This window comes from Thauera phenylacetica B4P (assembly GCF_000310225.1).
Classification (GTDB): domain Bacteria; phylum Pseudomonadota; class Gammaproteobacteria; order Burkholderiales; family Rhodocyclaceae; genus Thauera; species Thauera phenylacetica.
On sequence record NZ_AMXF01000586.1, the window covers coordinates 1 to 528 of the forward strand.

The following is a 528-nucleotide window of genomic DNA, read 5'->3' on the forward strand; positions in this document are numbered from 1 at the left end:
ACTGCCCGGCCACCCCGGCCTGGGCGCCTGGGGCGCCCCGCAGCCCGGGCGCGCCGGCCTGTGGACCGCCCTCGTGCAACGCAGCAGCCGGCGCGTGCGCGCGCTCGCCGGGCGCTACCTGTGGGTGCGGTTGAGCCTGTACGGCAACGGCCGCGACTCGCCCGAGATCGCCGCCTTGCGAGTTCATGGGCCGCGCTTCTCCTACCGCGACCACTACCTGCCGCGGCTGTACCGCGAGACCGAGTTCGGTCCCGCCGCCGACGCGCCGCTGTCGCCCCTGGCGCCGCAGAGCACGCCGGCGGACTTCCTCGAGCGCTTCCTCGGCAACGTGGAGGGCTGGCTGACGGTGCTGGAGGACCGCGTCGCCGCCGCCCACCTGGCGAGCGACCCCGACGTCGCCGCCGAGCCCTCACTCGACTGGCTGGGCGGCTGGATCGGCGTGGCCTTCGACGCCGCGCTGCCCGCGCCGCGGCGGCGCGACTGGCTGCGCCGGGCGGCCGACCTCGCACGCTTCCACGGCACGCGCCG

1 pseudogene is annotated in these 528 nt (G+C 77.5%); it reads left to right on the forward strand.

The features are described from left to right. Positions 1-528 (forward strand): annotated as a pseudogene (locus C667_RS23820) (phage tail protein); the annotation flags it as partial.